At 67.4% G+C, this 17952-nt stretch carries 23 protein-coding genes; 21 read left to right on the forward strand and 2 right to left on the reverse strand.

Annotated elements, in window-relative coordinates:
• Positions 1-6: 6 nt before the first annotated feature.
• From nifK to ULB03_RS22585, 9 genes are all read left to right on the forward strand, one after another.
• A complete protein-coding gene (gene nifK, locus ULB03_RS22545; RefSeq protein WP_322485345.1) occupies positions 7-1566 on the forward strand; it encodes a nitrogenase molybdenum-iron protein subunit beta in 1560 nt (519 codons plus the stop codon).
• 131 nt (positions 1567-1697) lie between these two features.
• Entirely contained in the window at positions 1698-3344 is a 1647-nt protein-coding gene (gene nifE, locus ULB03_RS22550) for a nitrogenase iron-molybdenum cofactor biosynthesis protein NifE (RefSeq protein WP_322485346.1), read from the forward strand.
• A gap of 5 nt (positions 3345-3349) precedes the next feature.
• Complete coding sequence (nifN, locus tag ULB03_RS22555; RefSeq protein WP_322485347.1) at positions 3350-4732, forward strand: nitrogenase iron-molybdenum cofactor biosynthesis protein NifN; 1383 nt, start codon at positions 3350-3352, stop codon at positions 4730-4732.
• Positions 4729-5124 carry a nitrogen fixation protein NifX gene (gene nifX, locus ULB03_RS22560; protein WP_322485348.1) on the forward strand — a complete coding sequence of 132 codons (396 nt, stop codon included), beginning with the start codon at positions 4729-4731 and terminating at the stop codon, positions 5122-5124. Before nifN ends, nifX begins: the two co-directional genes overlap by 4 nt.
• 5 nt (positions 5125-5129) lie before the next feature.
• Positions 5130-5600: a NifX-associated nitrogen fixation protein gene (locus ULB03_RS22565; RefSeq protein WP_322485349.1), complete on the forward strand. Its 471-nt coding sequence runs from the start codon at positions 5130-5132 to the stop codon at positions 5598-5600.
• An 18-nt stretch (positions 5601-5618) separates the two neighbouring features.
• A complete protein-coding gene (locus tag ULB03_RS22570; RefSeq protein WP_322485350.1) occupies positions 5619-5852 on the forward strand; it encodes a CCE_0567 family metalloprotein in 234 nt (77 codons plus the stop codon).
• A 26-nt stretch (positions 5853-5878) separates the two neighbouring features.
• Positions 5879-6181 carry a ferredoxin III, nif-specific gene (fdxB, locus tag ULB03_RS22575; protein WP_322485351.1) on the forward strand — a complete coding sequence of 101 codons (303 nt, stop codon included), beginning with the start codon at positions 5879-5881 and terminating at the stop codon, positions 6179-6181.
• Positions 6182-6195: 14 nt separating this feature from the next.
• On the forward strand, positions 6196-6813 hold the full coding sequence (locus tag ULB03_RS22580) for a nitrogen fixation protein NifQ (RefSeq protein ID WP_322485352.1): 618 nt from the start codon (positions 6196-6198) through the stop codon (positions 6811-6813).
• Between the two features lie 22 nt (positions 6814-6835).
• Positions 6836-7252, forward strand: a complete 417-nt coding sequence (locus ULB03_RS22585; protein ID WP_322485353.1) for a Rieske (2Fe-2S) protein — start codon at positions 6836-6838, stop codon at positions 7250-7252.
• A 33-nt stretch (positions 7253-7285) separates the two neighbouring features.
• Here ULB03_RS22585 and ULB03_RS22590 read toward each other — a convergent pair whose 3' ends face one another.
• Positions 7286-7921, reverse strand: a complete 636-nt coding sequence (locus tag ULB03_RS22590) for a hypothetical protein (protein ID WP_322485354.1) — start codon at positions 7919-7921, stop codon at positions 7286-7288.
• A gap of 255 nt (positions 7922-8176) precedes the next feature.
• Positions 8177-8767: a hypothetical protein gene (locus ULB03_RS22595; protein WP_322485355.1), complete on the reverse strand. Its 591-nt coding sequence runs from the start codon at positions 8765-8767 to the stop codon at positions 8177-8179.
• Positions 8768-9064: 297 nt separating this feature from the next.
• Here ULB03_RS22595 and ULB03_RS22600 point away from each other — a divergent pair, with 297 nt between their 5' ends.
• The 12 genes from ULB03_RS22600 to modD all read left to right on the forward strand — a co-directional run bounded on the left by ULB03_RS22600 (position 9065) and on the right by modD (position 17899).
• Complete coding sequence (locus tag ULB03_RS22600; protein WP_145734540.1) at positions 9065-9385, forward strand: HesB/IscA family protein; 321 nt, start codon at positions 9065-9067, stop codon at positions 9383-9385.
• Positions 9386-9397: 12 nt separating this feature from the next.
• Positions 9398-9706: a NifU family protein gene (locus ULB03_RS22605; RefSeq protein WP_322485356.1), complete on the forward strand. Its 309-nt coding sequence runs from the start codon at positions 9398-9400 to the stop codon at positions 9704-9706.
• 22 nt (positions 9707-9728) lie between these two features.
• Positions 9729-10910 carry a cysteine desulfurase NifS gene (gene nifS / locus ULB03_RS22610; protein ID WP_322485357.1) on the forward strand — a complete coding sequence of 394 codons (1182 nt, stop codon included), beginning with the start codon at positions 9729-9731 and terminating at the stop codon, positions 10908-10910.
• A 54-nt stretch (positions 10911-10964) separates the two neighbouring features.
• Positions 10965-12092, forward strand: coding sequence for a homocitrate synthase (nifV, locus tag ULB03_RS22615; RefSeq protein ID WP_322485358.1), 1128 nt, complete (start codon positions 10965-10967; stop codon positions 12090-12092).
• A 19-nt stretch (positions 12093-12111) separates the two neighbouring features.
• The gene (cysE, locus tag ULB03_RS22620; RefSeq protein WP_322485359.1) at positions 12112-12837 is read left to right on the forward strand and encodes a serine O-acetyltransferase; all 726 of its coding nucleotides are present in this window, start codon (positions 12112-12114) and stop codon (positions 12835-12837) included.
• The gene (nifW, locus tag ULB03_RS22625) at positions 12821-13171 is read left to right on the forward strand and encodes a nitrogenase stabilizing/protective protein NifW (RefSeq protein ID WP_322485360.1); all 351 of its coding nucleotides are present in this window, start codon (positions 12821-12823) and stop codon (positions 13169-13171) included. The genes cysE and nifW overlap by 17 nt, the downstream gene beginning before the upstream one ends.
• A gap of 191 nt (positions 13172-13362) precedes the next feature.
• Positions 13363-13530 (forward strand): electron transfer flavoprotein subunit beta/FixA family protein, encoded by a 168-nt coding sequence (locus tag ULB03_RS22630; protein ID WP_322485361.1) that lies wholly within the window; start codon positions 13363-13365, stop codon positions 13528-13530.
• Positions 13527-14216: an electron transfer flavoprotein subunit beta/FixA family protein gene (locus ULB03_RS22635; RefSeq protein ID WP_322485362.1), complete on the forward strand. Its 690-nt coding sequence runs from the start codon at positions 13527-13529 to the stop codon at positions 14214-14216. Before ULB03_RS22630 ends, ULB03_RS22635 begins: the two co-directional genes overlap by 4 nt.
• 43 nt (positions 14217-14259) lie before the next feature.
• Entirely contained in the window at positions 14260-15366 is a 1107-nt protein-coding gene (locus tag ULB03_RS22640) for an electron transfer flavoprotein subunit alpha/FixB family protein (protein WP_322485363.1), read from the forward strand.
• Between the two features lie 12 nt (positions 15367-15378).
• Positions 15379-16683 (forward strand): FAD-dependent oxidoreductase, encoded by a 1305-nt coding sequence (locus tag ULB03_RS22645; RefSeq protein WP_322485364.1) that lies wholly within the window; start codon positions 15379-15381, stop codon positions 16681-16683.
• Positions 16680-17003, forward strand: a complete 324-nt coding sequence (locus tag ULB03_RS22650; protein ID WP_416211179.1) for a ferredoxin family protein — start codon at positions 16680-16682, stop codon at positions 17001-17003. The genes ULB03_RS22645 and ULB03_RS22650 overlap by 4 nt, the downstream gene beginning before the upstream one ends.
• Positions 17004-17014: 11 nt before the next feature.
• Complete coding sequence (gene modD / locus ULB03_RS22655) at positions 17015-17899, forward strand: ModD protein (protein WP_322485365.1); 885 nt, start codon at positions 17015-17017, stop codon at positions 17897-17899.
• Positions 17900-17952 lie beyond the last annotated feature (53 nt).

Consider the following 17952-nt stretch of genomic DNA (forward strand, 5'->3'; position numbering starts at 1 on the left):
CCCATCATGACGCAGAGTGCCGAACACGTGCTCGACCATTTCGAGCTGTTCCGTGGCCCCGAATACCAGGAGATGCTGGTCAACAAGCGCCAGCAGTTCGAGAACCGCCGCGACCCGGCGGAGGTGGAACGGGTGCGGGAATGGGCCAAGACGCCCGAGTACCAGGAAAAGAACTTCGCCCGCGAGGCGCTGACCATCAACCCGGCCAAGGCCTGCCAGCCGCTGGGCGCCGTCTTCGCGGCGGTGGGGTTCGAGGGCACCTTGCCCTTCGTTCACGGCTCGCAAGGCTGCGTCGCCTATTATCGCAGCCATTTCTCCCGTCATTTCAAGGAGCCGACGTCCTGCGTCTCCTCCTCCATGACGGAGGACGCGGCGGTGTTCGGCGGCCTGAACAACATGATCGACGGGCTGGCCAACACCTATTCCATGTACAAGCCCAAGATGATCGCCGTCTCCACCACCTGCATGGCGGAGGTGATCGGCGACGACCTGAACGCCTTCATCAAGACCGCCAAGGAAAAGGGCTCGGTTCCGGCCGAGTTCGACGTGCCCTTCGCCCATACCCCGGCCTTCGTCGGCAGCCATGTCACCGGCTATGACAACGCCCTGAAGGGCATCCTGGAGCATTTCTGGGACGGCAAGGCCGGCACCGAGCCCAAGCTGGAACGCGAGCCCAACGGCAAGATCAACTTCATCGGCGGCTTCGACGGCTACACCGTCGGCAACCTGCGGGAGATCAAGCGCATCTTCGGCCTGATGGGTATCGGCTACACCATCCTGGGCGACACCAGCGACGTCTGGGACACGCCCACCGATGGCGAGTTCCGCATGTATGACGGCGGCACCACCCTGGCCGAGGCGGCGGACGCCGTCCATGCCAAGGCCACCGTCTCCATGCAGGAGTACTGCACCGAAAAGACGCTGCCCTTCATCGCGGGGCATGGGCAGGAGGTGGTGTCGTTCAACCACCCGGTGGGCGTGGCCGGCACCGACCAGTTCCTGATGGCGCTGGCGCGCCTGACCGGCGCCGAGATCCCGGCGGAGCTGGAGCGGGAACGCGGACGCCTGGTGGACGCCATCGCGGACTCCAGCGCCCACATCCATGGCAAGAAGTTCGCCATCTACGGCGACCCTGACCTGTGCCTGGGCCTGGCCGCCTTCCTGCTGGAACTGGGGGCGGAGCCGACCCACGTGCTGGCCACCAACGGCAACAAGGCCTGGGCGGAGAAGGTGCAGGCGCTGTTCAACAGTTCCCCCTTCGGGAAGAATTGCCATGTCTATCCCGGCCGCGACCTGTGGCACCTGCGCTCCCTGCTGTTCACGGAGCCGGTGGACTTCCTGATCGGCAACACCTACGGCAAGTACCTGGAGCGCGACACGGGCACGCCGCTGATCCGCCTCGGCTTCCCCATCTTCGACCGGCACCACCACCATCGTTTCCCGGTGTGGGGCTATCAGGGCGGGCTGAACGTGCTGGTGACCATCCTGGACAAGATTTTCGACGAGATCGACCGCAACACCAACGTCCCGTCGAAGACAGACTACAGCTTTGACATCATCCGCTAACGGCGGACTTGGCCTCTCCGTGGCGTCTCCCCAAGGCGCTCGCGTCCTGGCCGCGCCGCCAGCCCCGATGGGAAACCGAAGGGGCCCGGCGGCGCGGCGCTTCTTGACCCGTTCAGGCGAGGAACCCGGAAATGAGTTCGCTGTCGGCCACCATCCAGGACGTGTTCAACGAGCCCGGTTGCGCCAAGAACGCCACCAAGTCGGCGGCCGACCGCAAGAAGGGCTGCACCAAGCAGTTGCAGCCGGGCGGGGCGGCGGGGGGCTGCGCCTTCGACGGCGCCAAGATCGCGTTGCAGCCCCTGACCGACGTGGCCCACCTGGTCCACGGGCCCATCGCCTGCGAGGGCAATTCCTGGGACAACCGCGGCGCCAAATCGTCCGGCCCCACGCTGTGGCGCACCGGCTTCACCACCGACATGAACGAGACGGATATCGTCTTCGGCGGGGAGAAGCGGCTGTACAAGGCCATCCGCGAAATCATCGAGAAGTATGACCCGCCGGCGGTTTTCGTCTATCAGACCTGTATCCCGGCCATGACCGGCGACGACATCAACGCCGTGTGCAAGGCGGCGCGGGAGAAATTCGGCAAGCCGGTCATCCCCATCAATTCGCCCGGCTTCGTCGGGCCCAAGAACCTGGGCAACAAGCTGGCGGGCGAGGCGCTTCTGGACCACGTCATCGGGACGGAGGAGCCGGATGAGACGACGCCCTACGACATCAACATCATCGGCGAATACAACCTGTCGGGCGAGCTGTGGCAGGTGAAGCCGCTGCTGGACGAGCTGGGCATCCGCATCCTGTCCTGCATTTCCGGCGATGGTCGCTACCGCGAGGTGGCCTATTCCCACCGGGCGCGGGCGGCGATGATGGTGTGTTCCAAGGCCATGATCAACGTGGCCCGCAAGATGGAGGAACGCTACGGCATCCCCTTCTTCGAGGGGTCCTTCTACGGCATCGGCGATACCAGCGACAGCCTGCGCCAGATCGCCCGGCTGCTGGTCGACAGGGGCGCCCCCTCCGACCTGCTGGACCGGACGGAGGCGCTGATCGCGCGGGAGGAGGCGCGGGCCTGGGCCGCCATCGCGCCGTTCAAGCCGCGCTTCCAGGGCAAGAAGGTGCTGCTGATCACCGGCGGCGTGAAGTCCTGGTCCGTGGTGGCCGCCTTGCAGGAGGCCGGCCTGGAGCTGGTCGGCACCAGCGTCAAGAAGTCCACCAAGGAGGACAAGGAGCGCATCAAGGAATTGCTGGGCCAGGACGCCCACATGATCGAGGACATGACCCCGCGCGAGATGTATCGCCTGCTGAAGGACGCCAAGGCGGACATCATGCTGTCGGGCGGCCGCTCGCAGTTCGTGGCGCTGAAGGCGGCCATGCCCTGGCTTGACATCAACCAGGAACGCCACCACGCCTACATGGGCTATGTCGGCATGGTGAAGCTAGTGGAGGAGATCGCCCGCACCCTGTTCAACCCGGTGTGGGCGCAGGTGCGCCGCCCGGCCCCCTGGGATGATCCGGCCGACACCTGGCAGGCCCGCGCCGACGCCGCCTTGGCGGCCGAGGTCGCCGACCCGGAAAGGGCGGAACAGGCGCGGCGGGCGGCGGGCGTCTGTGCCTGCAAGGGCGTGGACCTGGGCACCATCGAGGACGCGGTCCGCGCGCATGGCCTGTCCAGCCTGGATGAGGTGCGGCGGCACACCACCGCCGCCACCGGCTGCGGCGCCTGCGCCAGCCGGGTGGCGGACGTGCTGGCGTCCCTGCCGGCCCTGGCGGCGGAGTAGGCGCCATGGCGACGGTCACCCACGTCAAGAAGGCCTGCACGGTCAACCCGCTGAAGATGAGCCAGCCCATCGGCGCCGCCCTGGCTTTCATGGGACTGCGCGGCGCCATGCCCCTGCTGCACGGGTCGCAGGGCTGCACGTCCTTCGGGCTGGTGCTGTTCGTCCGGCACTTCAAGGAGGCCATCCCCCTGCAGACGACGGCCATGAGCGAGGTCGCCACCGTGCTGGGCGGCTACGACAACGTCGAGCAGGCCATCCTGAACATCCACAAGCGCACCAAGCCGGAGATCATCGGCATCTGTTCCACCGGGGTCACCGAGACCAAGGGCGACGATGTCGAGGGCTATATCCGGCTGGTGCGGGAGCGGCATCCGGAGGTGGCGGACCTGCCGCTGGTCTATGTCTCCACCCCCGATTTCAAGGATGCGTTCCAGGACGGCTGGGCCAAGGCCGTGACGCGCATGGTGCGGGACCTGGTGTCCCCACTGCCGGCCGGCATGGCGCGGGACCCTGGCCGGGTCACCGTCTTGCCCGGCTGCCACATGACGCCCGGTGACCTGGATGAACTGCGCACCATCCTGGAGGATTTCGGCCTCCGGCCCAGCTTCCTGCCTGACCTGGCGGGATCGCTGGATGGCCATATTCCGGAGGACTTCACGCCCACCACCATCGGCGGCATCGGCGTGGATGAAGTGGCGGGCCTGGGCGCGTCGTCCTGGGCCCTCGCCATCGGCGAACAGATGCGCCCGGCGGCGGAGGCGTTGCGGGAGCGCACGGGCGTGCCCTTCCGGCTGTTCCCCCGCCTGTGCGGGCTGGAGGCCGGCGACGCCCTCATGATGTTCCTGGCGGAGATCAGCGGACGGCCGGTGCCGGTGAAGTACCGGCGGCAGCGCGGTCAACTGGTCGATGCCATGCTGGACGGCCATTTCCACATCGGTGGCCGCAAGGTCGCCATCGGGGCCGAACCGGATTTGCTGGCCGATGTGGGCGGCATGCTGCACGGCATGGGCGCCCATATCACGGCCGCCGTCACCACCACCCATTCCCCTGTGCTGGCCGGGGTCGAGACGGATGAGGTGCTGATCGGCGACCTGGAGGATCTGGAGCGCCGGGCGCGGGAGCGCGGGTGCGACCTGCTGATCACCCATTCGCATGGGCGCCAGGCGGCCACCCGCCTGGGCATCCCCTTCTTCCGCATCGGCCTGCCCCTGTTCGACCGGCTGGGGGCCGGGCACCTGGTTTCGGTGGGCTATCGCGGGACGCGGGATTTGATCTTCGCGCTCAGCAACCTGGTGATGGCCGACGCCGAATTGCATCACGAGGCCACCCCCGACACATGGCGGGTGGTGGACGGGGACAGCCTTAAATCAGAAGGGGAAGCCGCATGAAGGTCGCTTTCGCCACGCAGGACATGAAGCGGGTCGACGCCCATTTCGGCTGGGCCCGCCACATCGCCATCTATGAGCTGGACCCTGACGGTCATCGCCTGCTGGAGGCGGTGGAATTCGACGGCGACCTGCGCGAGGACGGCAACGAGGACAAGCTGGCGCCCAAGATCGAGGCGATCAAGGACTGCGCCATCCTCTATGTCGCCGCCATCGGCGGGTCCGGTGCCGCCCGCGTCGTCGCCAACAACATCCACCCCATGAAGGTGACCCAGCCGGAACCGATCGAGGATCTGCTGGAACGGTTGCGCGCCGTGCTGAACGGCACGCCGCCGCCCTGGCTGCGCAAGGCCATGGCCAAGGGGGCGCCCCGCATCCTGGACTTTGAGGATTGAGCATCATGTCTGACGTGTTGGACCTGCCGCCTGACGCGGCCGCGGCGCAAAGCCCCTTCATCCGCCAATTGGTCATGATCTGGCGCGCCCAGGACACCCACGGCACTTGGGAAGGCAAGACCGACCTGGCCCTGCTGGAGCCCTATGTCGTGGACCGGGAGAAGCGCCGGCAACTGCCCATTCTGGGCGATCCGGACCCTGAGACCATCTGGCGGCTGGAGCTGTTCTTCAACGCCGTGGCGCTCAGCATTGAGCAGGCGACCGGCGTCATGGTGTCCCCCATGCTGAAGATGAGCCATGAGGGCTTCGGCCGCCTGGTGCTGATCGGCGGCCGGCTGGTGGTGGTGAACAAGCAATTGCGCGACGTCCACCGCTTCGGCTTCGACAGCCTGGCAAAGCTGGCGGAGGAGGGGGCGAAGTACGTCCAGGCGGGCGTGGACATGATCGGGCGCTTTCCCGATGTCGCCCGGTATTGAGCGCGGGAGAGTGAGGCCATGAGCGATGTCGAGGCCCTGAAGGGCGAGATCAAGAAGCAGTCGGCCCGCGCCATGCAGGCCAAGATGGACCTGCATGACCTGTCGGAGGAGCTGCCCGTCAACTGGACATCCATCCTGGCGGTGGCGCAGCGCGCCCACGACGCCTTCGCCGAGCTGGAGCGCAAGCGCGCCGACCTGAAGACGCTGGAAGCCGGCGCCGCCGCCGGCGCCCAGTTTTCCGTCGCCCCCTAGAGGGCCCCTAGAAGGAGAGCGCCCCCATGTCCTCGCTCACCCGCGATGGCCGGCCCTGGCAGCCGGACTTCCTGATCGCCATCGATGCCAAGCGCTGTATCGGATGCGGCCGTTGCTTCAAGGTTTGTGGCCGTGGGGTGATGGCCCTGAAGGGCCTGACCGAGGAGGGGGAGCTGGTCGATCTCGACAATGACGATGAGGATGACGAGATCGAAAAGAAGGTTATGGTCATGGACGATGCCGGGGCCTGTGTCGGCTGTCGCGCCTGCGCCCGGGTCTGTCCCGCGAACTGCCAGACCCACGCGCCCCTGGCCGCGGATGCCGCCTGAGGAGGGGGAAGCCGATGCGCACCGCCGACGCTTGTTATCGCTGGCTGATGGACCGGGCCGGGGAGGCCGATCCCTTCGACCGGCACGTCGCCGCCGCCATCCTGTCGCTGGCCTGGGCCGAGGCGGCGGCCGGGCGGGGGACCTTGCCGCTCTGCGCCGGCCTGGATGGCGCCGCCCTTGAAGGCTTGGCCCTGCGTCTGTTCCCGGGCGCCTGGGCGGGCATGGCCGCGCTGGCCGACGGTCCCGCCGCGCTGGAGGACGACGAGCAGGCGGTGCGTGACCTGCTGTGGATGTATGCCGACGGCGGCACCCCGCTGCAGCGCGACCTGGCGGCCATGATCGCCCGCCGGTGCAGCCGCCCCAACCACCTGTGGCAGGACCTGGGCCTGCGTGACCGGGGGGAGCTGTCGTCGCTGATGCGCCGCCACTTCGGCGGCCTTGCCCGCCGCAACAGCCAGGACATGAAATGGAAGAAGTTCCTGTTCCGCATGATCTGCCGGTCAGAGGGCTTCACCCTGTGCACGGCCCCTGTCTGTACCGAGTGTGATGACTTCGACCATTGCTTTGGGGCGGAGGATGGCGAGGCCATGATGGCCCACCTCCGCTCCAGCCGGCCGCCGCCCATCCCCTGACCGTCGCGCGAGGCGCATGCCCATGTCCGCCACCTACGTCCTCTGCCGCCTGGACGACATCCCCAGCCGCAAGGCCCGGGGCTTTCAGCTGTTGCGCGTCGATGACGAGGGGGGGCACCGGCCCTGGGGCATCATCGTCATCCGCTGGGGCCGGCAGGTGGTGGGCTACGTCAACCGCTGTCCGCACAACGGCGTGCACCTGGATTGGGAACGCAACCAGTTCCTGGACCCGGACGGCACGCGGCTGATGTGCGGCAAGCATGGCGCCCTGTTCGACCTGGGCTCCGGACTGTGTGTCGATGGCCCCTGCCGGGGTGCGGCACTTCAGCCGGTGACGCTGTCCGTCGAGGATGGGGACATCTGCGTCACCGGCGTCACGCTGGTGGAGGATGAGGAATTGGACGGCGACCTGCCGCCCTGTGAGCATGAAGGGGTTTAGGATCAGCGGTGAAACCGGCCTCTCAGCCGCGCCTCAGCGTTGCGGGGCTTTCGTCTCAGCGGGGCACTTATCCATATAGGCGATAGCGTAGGGGGCGTTGAAACACCGGATCAGGCTGTCCAGCACCGACAGGTTGGCGGGCCATTGCAAGCCCGTGCCCTCGAACTCCACCTTGAACCAGCTTGGTTCCGGCAAGGCGGCCAGACGTCGCCGTGAGGCCTTCAGCCCCGCCAAATCCCTGTTCAGGAAGGCGATGGTTCCCAAGGCGTATTCATAGAAACCCAGTTCCATTCCCCTCTTGTCGGGATTGACGCCAGCCATCATCAAAGCCTTGGCGGCGCGGTAATCACCCACCGCGGCTTCCATTTGACCTTCATGCCAATACAGGGGATGCAGGCTGCTTGGCTCCAACTTGCGCCAATTACGGTCGATATAGGTCTTGATCAGGTCGGCGGCCGCTTTCTCGCAGCCGTCTTGGGATGCCAGCGGTCGCCAGCCCCCATTCATGTCCTGATCGAACGCCTTGGGTTCCAGTTGCATCATCTGCTCGGTATCGACGGTGCAGTGGGCGGGTTTGACAGGTTCATCTGCGGCCTGCCCCGCAGCCGGGTGCCCGACGGAGATGGTCATTACAGCGGCGAGCAAAAGCGTAATTTTGAATGCGGCCATGGCAATATTCCCCAGAATTTGATGCCAGCCGCTGAGTACCAAGGCCCCCAATATACCGCCTGGTCGCCACCGGCTGCCTCCGTGTGGGCTATACAGCTTATAAGTTGTAAATCATTAGCATGGCGGCGAAGAAATGAAAGGGCCAAGATGGCAATCTATAATTGAAATACCTTGCCGATGGGGCTTTCGGGGCAACTCGCTTTGGGCGACGCGGCCCCGGTGGCCGGCCCGTGGGTGCAGGGCCAAAGGGTGTCGTCAAACCGGCCGGTTCTCGTTGCGGTTCTTGACCGGCAGCATGCGCGCCACCCCGTCCTCATAGCTCAAGGCCGGATATCGCCCATCGAAGCGCAGGGCGATGTCCAGCAGGACGTCCAGCTTGCCGGCGGTGTCCAGTTTCTTGAGGTCGTTCTTGTCGATGCCCATCAGGTCCATCATCTCCTTCCACACGGTGGATTCATCACAGGGCAGGACGATGAAGGTGATGCCGTCCAAGGTCACCGAGTAGCCGGCCAGCAGGTCGATGTTGTTGCAGAAGATGAAGTACTTGCCGCTGGGCCGCAGCAGGCCGGCCAAGACTTCCGACACGTCCTTGAGATAGGCGAAGGAATGCACATAGCCGGCCAGGACCGGCAAGGTGGCCTCCCCTTCCTGGGCATAGGTCAGGACCTGTTCCAGCTTGTAGTCGGGCGGGCGCTTCTCATCGGCGATGTGGGGCTGGAACTTCAGCGCGATATCGCCGCGAAAGCCGAAGCGGCCGGGCTTGGTCGTCGGCGCCTTCAGCACGGCGTTCATCAGGCGGTCTTCCTGGGCCAGGCGGGCCAGGGCGGTATTCTCAAGCGTCGTCATCGGGCAGGCTCCTGCGGGGAATGCATGAAGGGGACGGCCCCGGTCGGGACCTCGCCAATCCCCTTTGCAAACGCTTTGCCGGTCGGCCTTACCGGTGCCGGTTGCCTGTTTTTGTGGGGCTTTCCGGGATGGCCGCCCCGCCCTTTGCAGCAAACGCCCCTGTAGCAAACCCGACATTCGGGATGTGAACGCAACAGCGCTTGAGGGAAAGCGCCAGCTTTTCCAACGAATTGGTCCATGGCACGGACCTTGCCAAGGGAAGGGGGTCACCCATCCACCCATCCTGGCAGGTGCCCCATGATCAACTTGACCCCCAGTGCCTTGAACGCCGTCCGCAGCGCCATCGCCGGCGCCGCGAACCCGGCGGGCGGATTGCGCATCAGCGTCGATGCCGGCGGATGCGCCGGCTACAAATACAGCATGGGCCTGACCGGCGCCGCGGAACCGGAAGACACCGTCATCGATCACGACGGCGTGAAAGTCTTCGTCGACACCAAGAGTCATGAGCTGTTGGACGGCACCACCATCGACTTCGTGGTGGCGCTGGAAGGCTCGGGCTTCACCTTCGACAACCCCAATGCCAAGTCCGCCTGCGGCTGCGGCAAGTCGTTCGGTTGAGGGGGGCTGGCCATGCTGATCCCCACGCTTGAGGAACAACCGACGGTCGACCGCGCCATCCCGGACGGTGTGGAAGACCACCGTGTCCAGGTCATCCGCGCCGCCATCGCCGAAATCCGCCCCGGCCTGCAACGGGATGGCGGGGATTGTGAACTGCTGGAGGTCGATGGCGACGTCGTGCGCGTCCGGCTGACCGGGGCCTGTGTCATGTGCCGCCTCAGCAGCGCGACGCTGGAGGGCATCCAGGCGCGGGTGGTGGAGCGCCTGGGGACATTCGTCCGCCTGGTGCCCGTCCTGGGCCGGGCCCCCGGCGCACACTGATCCGGACAGGGGGAACCATCCCATGAGCCCCGTCTACCTCGACAACAACGCGACGACCGCCACGGACGCGGAGGTGGTGGCGGCCATGCTGCCCTGGTTCACGGAGCGGTATGGCAACGCCTCCTCCTCCCACGCTTTCGGGGCGACGGCGGCGGAGGGCGTGCGGCTGGCGCGGCGGCAGGTGCAATCCCTGCTGGGGGCGGCCCATGACCATGAGGTCGTCTTCACCTCTGGCGGGACGGAGTCCAACACCACCGCCATCCTCTCCGCCCTGGACAGCCAGCCGGGCCGAACCGAGATCGTGACGACGGCGGTGGAACACCCGGCCGTCCTGGCGCTGGCGGCCCACCTGGAAAAGACCCGTGGTGTCACGGTGCACACCGTGGGCGTGGATGGCGAGGGTCGCCTGGACCTGGACGACTTCGAGCGGGCGCTGGGGCCGCGCACGGCCCTGGTTTCCATCATGTGGGCGAATAACGAGACGGGCACGCTGTTCCCGGTGGCGGCCCTGGCCCGCCAGGCCCACGCCGCCGGCGCCCTGTTCCACACCGATGCCGTGCAGGCCGTCGGCCGCGTGCCCATGCGGCTGCGGGACACCGAGATCGACATGCTGTCGCTCTCGGGACACAAGCTGCATGGCCCCAAGGGCATCGGCGCGCTGTATGTGCGCAAGGGCGTGCCTTTCCGCCCCCTGATGCGCGGCGGCCGGCAGGAGCGCGGACGGCGCGGCGGCACGGAGAACGTGCCCGGCATCGTCGGCCTGGGGGCAGCCGCCGAACTGGCGGCGCGCTATCTGGAGACGGAGCGGGGCTGGATCGGGGATCTGCGCGACCGGCTGGAACAGGGCGTGCTGTCCCGCATCGGCCATTGCCATGTCCTGGGCGACCTGGACCATCGCCTGGCCAACACCGCCTGCATCGCCTTCGATTACGTCGATGCCGACGCCCTGCTGCTGATGCTGGACCGGGCCGGGATCGCCGCGTCCTCCGGCTCCGCTTGCGCGTCGGGCACCATGGAGCCCTCGCATGTGCTGCGCGCCATGCGCGTGCCCGTCGGCGCCATCCGGGGCGCCATCCGCTTCTCGCTGTCCCGTGACACGGGCGGTGCCGACATCGACCGGGTGCTGGATGTCCTGCCCGACATCGTCGGCCGCCTGCGCACCCAATCGCCCCTGTGGCGGGATCGGGTGCCCACCTTCGCCTGACCAGCCCTGACCCTGACTGGTCCCCAATGGGATCGTCCTTCAAGGAGACGCAGCATGCTGAAAGCACCGCCCATCGTCATCAACGACAGCACGTTGCGCGACGGCGAACAGGCGCCCGGCGTCGCCTTCACCGTGGCGGAAAAGGTGGCCATCGCCCGCAAGCTGGAGGCGGCCGGCGTGGATGAGATCGAGGCCGGCATCCCCGCCATGGGGCCAGCGGAGATCGAGGCCATGGCCGCCGTGGGCACGTCCCTGGAACGGTCGGCGGCCATCGCTTGGTGCCGCCTGACGGAGGCGGACGTCGACGCCGCCCTGCGCACCGGGCTGTCGCGGGTGAACCTGTCCATCCCGGTGTCCGACCGCCAGATCCGGGTGAAGCTGCAGATCAGCCGCCAGGACATCATTCCCCGCATCCGCCGGGTGGTGTCCTATGCCCGCGACCGGGGTTTGGCCGTGGCCTTGGGGGGCGAGGATTCCAGCCGTGCCGACATGGACTTCCTGTTGCGCGTCGTCGCCGCGGCGGAGGAGGCGGGCGCCCATCGCTTCCGCTTCGCCGACACGGTCGGCATCCTGGATCCCTTCCGCACCCACGAGATTTTCCGCCAGCTGTGCGCGGAGACGGATCTGGAGCTGGAATTCCACGGCCATGACGACCTGGGCTTGGCCACCGCCAACACCTTGGCCGCCGTGCGCGGCGGCGCCACCCACGCCAGCGTCTGTGTCCTGGGCCTGGGGGAGCGGGCGGGCAACGCGGCCTTGGAGGAGGTGGTTGCGGCCTTGGGGCCCATCGCCGGCCGCCAGACGGGCGTGGACCTGACCCAACTGACGGGCTTGGCCGAACTGGTGGCCGCCGCCGCCGGCCGGCCCATCCCGGTGGCCAAGTCCATCGTCGGCTCCGCCGTCTTCGCCCATGAGTTCGGTATCCATGTCTCCGGCCTGCTGCGCGACCCGGAAACCTATGAGGCGCTGGACCCCGCCTGGTTCGGCCGGGTGCGGTCCATCGTGCTGGGCAAGCATTCCGGCATGGCGGCCATCAACAACGCCCTGAAGTCGCTGGGCCTTTCCCCCGATGAAGGCCGCGCCCGCCGCGTCCTGGATGAGGTGCGCAACTGCGCCGTGGCCTGGAAGCGCCCCATCAATGAGGGTGAATTGCTGAAGTTCTACGAGGCGGCTGGCGATTGACCGATGACGGGAGGCCGCGATGGCGGGAGAACCGGGATTATGGGGCGTGGTGGGTGAGGACATCGCCTGCGTGAAGGCGCGCGACCCGGCCGCCCGCCATGTGGTGGAAATCCTGCTGACCTATCCCGGGCTTCATGCCGTCATCCATCACCGGGTGGCCCATCGGCTATGGCGCCGGGGCCTGCGTTTTCCCGCCCGCGTGTTGTCCTGGTTCGCGCGGCTGGTGACCAACGTGGACATCCATCCGGGCGCGCGCATCGGCCGGCGCTTTTTCATCGACCATGGCGCCGGCGTGGTGATTGGGGAAACGGCCGAGGTGGGGGACGACGTGACCCTCTATCACGGGGTCACCCTGGGCGGAACCAGCTGGTCCCCCGGCAAGCGCCATCCCACCATCGGGTCGGGGGTGCTGATCGGGGCCGGTGCCAAGGTGCTGGGGCCTATTGAGGTGGGGACCGGGGCCCGCATCGGCGCCAATTCCGTGGTGGTCGAGGATGTGCCGCCGGAAATGACCGTCGTGGGCATTCCCGGCCGGGTGGTGCGCGACCCGCGTGTCCGGCGCGGCACCGCGGGGCGGATCGACCTGGACCACCATTTGATCCCCGATCCGGTGGGCGAGGCGCTGACCCTGATGCTGGACCGTATCGCCTTTCTTGAAGCGCGCCTGGCCCATACCCAGGGCCGGCTGGCGGCGCTGTTGTACGAACCCGAAGCGGAGGGCAGGGACCATGGGCGTCTTGGATGAGTTGTCGCGGCTATCGTCGGCCGAGGATTTCTTCACGTTCCTGGAGGTGCCGTTCGACGCGGCGGTGGTGCGGGTCGCGCGCCTGCACATCCTGCGCCGCATGGGCCAGTACCTGCGGGGCAGCGAGGTCGAGGACGCGTTCACCGGCCTGGACGACGCGGAAATCCGCGCCCTGTGCCGGGGGCACCTGGAACAGGCCTACCAGGATTTCGTCGCCTCCACCCCCATCGCCGAGCGGCTGTTCAAGGTGCACCGCGACGCGGTGGCGCCCAAGCCGCCGGCGGCCCGGCCCTTCGTGCCGCTGACGGCGCTGGAGGGGGCCAAGGCCCCCTGACGGTGCGCGCACGGGACACGACAGGGCCTGTCGGCTATCCGACAAAGTGAAGATCACAAGATCGCGGGGCTAACTTGGGTGATGAAGAATCAAGGCTTTAGGCACCGCCGCCGGTTGGCACGCCCCTTGCCTGATACCCCCCGTGATCCAAGGGATCGGTAAGGCCAAGGGATCGAAGGAAGGACCAGGAAATGCACATCGTCGTCTGCATGAAGCAAGTTCCCGACAGCGCGCAGATCCGGGTCCATCCCGTGACCAACACCATCATGCGCCAGGGCGTGCCCACCATCATCAATCCCTACGACCTGTTCGCGCTGGAAGAGGCCTTGCGCCTGCGCGACCGCCTGGGGGGGAGGTGACGGTGCTGACCATGGGGCCGCCCATGGCGGAAGACTCGTTGCGCAAGGCGCTGACCTACGGCGCCGACCGTGCCGTCCTGCTGACCGACCGGGCGTTCGCGGGGTCGGACACTCTGGCCACCAGCTTCGCCCTGGCCGCCGCGCTGGACAAGGTGGGGCGGGAGTTCGGGGTGCCGCCCATCGTGTTCACCGGCAAGCAGACCATCGATGGTGACACGGCCCAGGTGGGCCCCGGTATCGCCAAGCGCTTGGGCCTGAACCAGCTGACCTACGTCGCCCGCATCGCGGATCTGGATCCCGCCGCGGGCACCATCACGGTGGAACGGCGGGCGGAAGGGGGGCTGCAGGTCCTGCAAACCCGCCTGCCGGTGCTGATCACCATGCTGGAAGGCGTGAACGAGATCCGCCGGGGCAGCCTGGACGACGCCTATCGCGCCGCCCGCGCCCAGGTGGTGCGGTGGAGCGCGGCCGACGCCGGCATCACCGACCTGGCCTCCTGCGGCCTCAAGGGCTCCCCCACCATCGTCAAGAAGGTGTTCGCCCCCCAGGGGCGGGCGGAGCCGGTGCGCCAGGTGCCTACCATCGACCGGTCGGCCGATGAGCTGGCGGCCGATGTCATGGCCGCGATTTTCCAGACCCAGCCGGCGCTGGAGGAAGACCTGTTGCGGTTCGCCGCCGGGCAGTGAGCCCCCGATGAGCCTCGGCCCGTCCCCAAGGGAGTAGAAGACGATGAGCGACGCACCCAACGCCCAGCCCCCCAAGCCCGCCGCCGGCGGACGGGCGGGCACCAAGCGCGAGCTGCCGGAGCGGTTCAAGGCCTACAAGCATGTCTGGGTGGTGGTGGAATGCGAGCATGGTGCCGTCCACCCGGTGTCGCTGGAGCTGCTGGGGGAGGGACGCAAGCTGGCGGACAAGCGCGGCGTCGAACTGGCGGGTGTGGTGCTGTCGGGCGACAGCATCACCGCCGCCCAGACGGCCGCCGCCGCGTTCGAGCATGGCGCCGATCTGGTCTACACCGTCACCGCCCCCGTCCTGGCGCATTACCGCAATGAGACCTACACCCGGGCCATGACCGATCTGGTCAACACCCACCAGCCGGAGATCCTGCTGCTGGGCGCCACCAACCTGGGGCGCGACCTGGCGGGTTCGGTGGCGACCACGCTGCGAACCGGCCTGACGGCCGACTGCACCGAACTGGCCATCGATGACGAGGGGTCGCTGGCCGCGACCCGGCCGACCTTTGGCGGGTCTTTGCTCTGTACCATCCTGACCCTGAACTACCGGCCGCAGATGGCGACCGTGCGCCCGCGCGTCATGGCCATGCCGGCGCGGGAACCAGGGCGCTGGGGTCGCATCGTCGAACACCCGCTGGACCTCGCGGAAGAGGATGTGGTCACCAAGGTGCTGCGCTTCATCGCGGACCGTGAGAGCGACAAGGCGCAACTGGCCTACGCCGACATCGTGGTGGCCGGCGGGCTGGGCCTGCGCTCGGCGGAAAATTTCCAGCTGGTCCGGGCGCTGGCGGAGGTGCTGGGCGGCGATTACGGCGGCTCGCGCCCGCTGGTGCAGAAGGGGTGGATCACCGCCGACCGCCAGATCGGCCAGACGGGCAAGACCATCCGTCCCAAGCTGTACATCGCCGCCGGTATCTCCGGCGCCATCCAGCATCGCGTGGGGGTGGAGGGGGCGGACACCATCGTCGCGATCAACAGCGACCCCAACGCCCCCATCTTCGACTTCGCCCACCTGGGCGTGGTCGCGGACGCCATCGAACTGCTGCCGGCCCTGACCCGGGCGTTCCAGGCGCATCTGTCCGTCAACCGCTTGGCCGGCTGAAGGAGGCCCGCGATGATTGAGGAAAAATTCGACGCCATCGTGGTGGGGGCCGGTCCCTCCGGCAACGCCGCCGCCTACACCATGGCCAAGGAAGGCCTGAAGGTCCTGCAGTTGGAGCGGGGGGAATATCCCGGGTCCAAGAACGTGCAGGGCGCCATCCTTTACGCCGACGCGCTGGAAAAGATCATCCCGGATTTCCGCGAGGATGCGCCCCTGGAACGCCATGTCATCGAGCAGCGGCTGTGGACCATGGACGACACCTCCTATGTCGGCATGCACTACCGCTCTGACGACTTCAACGAGGAGCGGCCCAACCGCTACACCATCATCCGCGCCCAGTTCGACAAGTGGTTCAGCGGCAAGGTGCGGGAGGCCGGCGTCGTCCTGTTGTGCGAAACGACGGTGACGGAGCTGCTGCGCGACACCCAGGGCCGGGTCATCGGCGTCCGCACCGACCGGGACGGCGGCACCGCCTTTGCCGATGTGGTCATCCTGGGCGAAGGGGTGAATGGCCTGGTGGGGCAGCGTTCCGGCCTGCGGCCGGAGCTGAAGCCGGAAACGGTGGCGCTGGCGGTCAAGGAGATGCATTTCCTGCCGCGCGAGGTCATCGAAAGCCGCTTCAACCTGAAAGGCAACGAGGGTGCGGTGATCGAGGCCATGGGCACCATCACCGATGGCATGACGGGCACCGGCTTCATCTACACCAACCAGGAATTGATCTCGATCGGCATCGGCTGCATCGTCTCGGATTTCGCGGAAAGCGGTCGCACGCCCTATGGCTTGCTGGAGGCGTTCAAGCGCCACCCCAGCGTCCGCCCCCTGCTGGAAGGATCGGAGTGCAAGGAGTACGCGGCCCATCTGATCCCCGAGGGCGGCTACAACGCCATGCCTGAGTTGTTCGGCGACGGGTGGATCGTGGTGGGCGACGCCGGGCAGTTCGTGAACGCCGTCCACCGTGAGGGCTCCAACCTGGCCATGACCACGGGCCGCGTCGCCGGAGAGACGGTGGTGTGGCTGAAGCGGCGGCGCGAGGTGGCGAGCAAGGCCAACCTGGCCGAATACCAGCGCCGCCTGGAAGCCACCTTCGTCATGAAGGATTTGAAGAAGTACCGGCGCATCCCGGATTTCCTGCACCGCAACAAGCAGTTCTTCGGCGTCTATCCCAAGCTGCTCAGCGCCGCCGCCCAGACCTGGTTCCGGGTGGATGGCGTCGACAAGCGCGCCAAGGAAAAACAGATTTTCCAATCGTTCCGCGAGGGCCGGACGCTGCCCGGCCTGATCGGGGACGCCCTCAAACTGGCGAGGTCCTGGCGATGATGAACACGACGGAGGTTGGGGCGGCCCCGAAGGCGCCCCCGGTGAAGGTGGAGGAACGGCTGTTCCAAAACCGCTACCTGGTGGATGCGGGGCGGCCGCATATCAAGATCAAGCCCCATGCGGAACCGTCCAAGGCGCTGATGGCGCTGACCCATCTGTGCCCCGCCGGCTGCTACAGCCTGAACGACAAGGGGCAGGTGGAGGCGGTGGTGGATGGCTGCGTGGAATGCGGCACCTGCCGGGTGCTGACGGCCAAGACCGGGGAGGTGGAGTGGAACTATCCCCGCGGCGGGTTCGGCGTTCTGTTCAAGTTCGGCTGATGGCGGCGGATTTGTCTGCGGACCTGGAGGGCAATTCCTCCTGGGGCGATGCCTGGCCCCTGCCAGAGTCGGCCATCGAGCGCTTGCTGGAAGAGGATATGCGCTACGGCGACCTGACCACCCGTGCCCTGGGCATTGGTGGCCGGCCGGGGCGCATGTGCTTCATGGCCCGGGCGGACATGGTGCTGTCCGGCGTTGACGAGGCCGCGCGCCTGCTGGTCCGCACGGGGGCGACGATTGAACATCGGGCGCCGGCGGGCGGGCGCCATGGCCCCGGCGACCGGCTGTTGCAGGTGTCCGGGCCGGCCGCCGCCCTGCATGCCGGCTGGAAGGTGGCGCAGACGCTCATGGAATGGGCGTCTGGCGTGGCCAGTGAAACGCGCGCCATCGTCGACGCGGCACGGGCGGCCAATCCCGCCATCGCCGTGCTGTGCACCCGGAAATCCGTGCCCTACACCCGGCAGCTCGCGTGCAAGGCGGTGGTGGCCGGCGGCGGGGATATCCACCGGTTGGGCCTATCCGACACCATCCTGCTGTTCCCGGAACACCGGGTCTTTCTGGATCCGCCCAACGATCTGGGCGCGGCCGTCGCCCGGCTGAAACAGGCGGCGCCGGAGCGCGCGATCATGGTGGAGGTGACCAGGGAGGAGGATGCCCTGGCCGCCGCCGCCCATGCCGATGTCATCCAACTGGAGAAGTTTTCGCCCGAGGCGGTGCGCCGGCTGGTGGACCGGCTGCCCCGGCGGGCCGATGGGCGGCCGGTCATCGCCGCGGCCGGCGGCGTCACCGCCCGGAACGCAGGTGCGTATGCGAAGGCGGGGGCCGACAGCCTGGTCACCTCCGCCCCCTTCTTCGCCCGGCCGCGCGATGTTCAGGTGACCATGGTTGCCTTATAAATCAATGAGATTGCGGATAACGGTTTGGTTGCTGAACATTATAATTTGCGTGT

This window comes from Nitrospirillum goiasense (assembly GCF_034427435.1).
GTDB lineage: Bacteria > Pseudomonadota > Alphaproteobacteria > Azospirillales > Azospirillaceae > Nitrospirillum.